3 protein-coding genes are annotated in these 1,391 nt (G+C 41.6%); 2 read left to right on the forward strand and 1 reads right to left on the reverse strand.

The genetic code is table 11. From position 1 onward, the window contains the following. The first annotated feature begins 60 nt into the window (after nucleotides 1-60). Nucleotides 61-465, forward strand: a complete 405-nt coding sequence (gene mntA / locus M4I42_RS16845; RefSeq protein ID WP_268853186.1) for a type VII toxin-antitoxin system MntA family adenylyltransferase antitoxin — start codon at nucleotides 61-63, stop codon at nucleotides 463-465. After that, entirely contained in the window at nucleotides 458-865 is a 408-nt protein-coding gene (gene hepT / locus M4I42_RS16850) for a type VII toxin-antitoxin system HepT family RNase toxin (RefSeq protein ID WP_042896001.1), read from the forward strand. The genes mntA and hepT overlap by 8 nt, the downstream gene beginning before the upstream one ends. Nucleotides 866-906: 41 nt before the next feature. Here hepT and M4I42_RS16855 read toward each other — a convergent pair. Further along, nucleotides 907-1,391 (reverse strand): hypothetical protein (locus tag M4I42_RS16855; RefSeq protein ID WP_268853187.1); only part of this gene is annotated, 485 nt, incomplete at its 5' end.

Here is a 1,391-nt window from a genome sequence, read left to right on the forward strand (position 1 = left end):
TTTCGACAGGTGACAGGCACAAACGAAAATAATATAATTGGAAATAGGAGGAATGGTGGCATGACGGAACAAATGGAACAAATCATAGTCGAAATGTTAAAAGATGCAGTCTCCCCATATGTTATTTATTTGTTCGGCTCAGCAGCAACAGGACACGTTCGTCCCGATAGCGATATAGATATTGCTTTCTTAAGCGATAAACGATCGTTGGATCATTATGAACGCTTTATGCTTGCACAACAATCGGCAGAGCGATTACAACGAGACGTTGACCTCATCGATTTAAAGCAAGCGAGCACCGTTTTTCAAGCACAAATCGTCAGTAGCGGCAAAGCCATCTATTGTGCAGACGAACAAAAAAAAGCGGAGTACGAATGGCGAATTCTGAAAATGTATGCGAAGCTAAACGAAGAACGAGCAGAAATTTTGCGAAACATTGCTGAAAGTGGGTCGGTTTATGATTAATGATGTCATCTTAAATAAAGTAAGTGTGGTTGAACGGTGTCTGAAGCGTATTCAGGAAGAATACGAAAACAATCCAAAACATTTGGAGAACTACACAAAGCAAGATTCCATTGTCCTCAATCTTCAACGAGCGTGTGAAGCGAGCATTGACTTAGCAATGCACATCGTCGCGCAAAAAAAGCTCGGACTTCCACAAACAAGCCGAGATGCTTTTACTCTTTTAGAACAACACGGCATCATCTCTCCATCCCTATCGCAAAAAATGAAAGCGATGGTCGGATTTCGCAATATCGCCGTGCATGACTATCAAGAACTGAATTTGACCATTTTACAAAAAATACTCGACAGCCATTTAACAGACTTTACTGAGTTTACGAAAGCAATTGTTGGACAAAAATAGGCGGTGCGAATATGCACCGCCTTAGCAACCACTTTCTAATCCTAATCCCAATGCTTCTTCCACTCATCTAAAAAGGCAGGGAGACGCTGTTGATGCGGAGCGATAAAACTTTGAAAATAGAAGTCCCATTTGTTCGGCTCTTTGAGAATGTTCGTATATATATGCTCGATTTCTTTAATAAATCCAATGGCGCGTCGATAGGCGGAACGCTTTCTTTCCGCAAGCAACGCTTCGACGATTCGTTTATAGTATGCAATCATTTCAAGTGGGTAGTGCTTGTTCAAATACCGTTCATATGTTGATGGGCTGGAATAATCAAAAGCGCGCGGACGCTTTGTCACATAGTGAAGCAGCGCTTCGTTATTTCCTTCAGTGTAGTCAATTTTCGCTTTGATGAAAGCGTGCACAGGATGGCTTTCGAGCCAATCGTACAATTCTTGTTTCACTGTTTCTTTTTGGTTTGGCGGTGCGTATACAATCGCTTGTTGATACAGCTCATAAGAAGGACGATGGAAAAAGTGTTGTT

Source organism: Anoxybacillus sp. J5B_2022 (assembly GCF_026847645.1).
Taxonomy (GTDB): Bacteria; Bacillota; Bacilli; order Bacillales; family Anoxybacillaceae; genus Anoxybacteroides.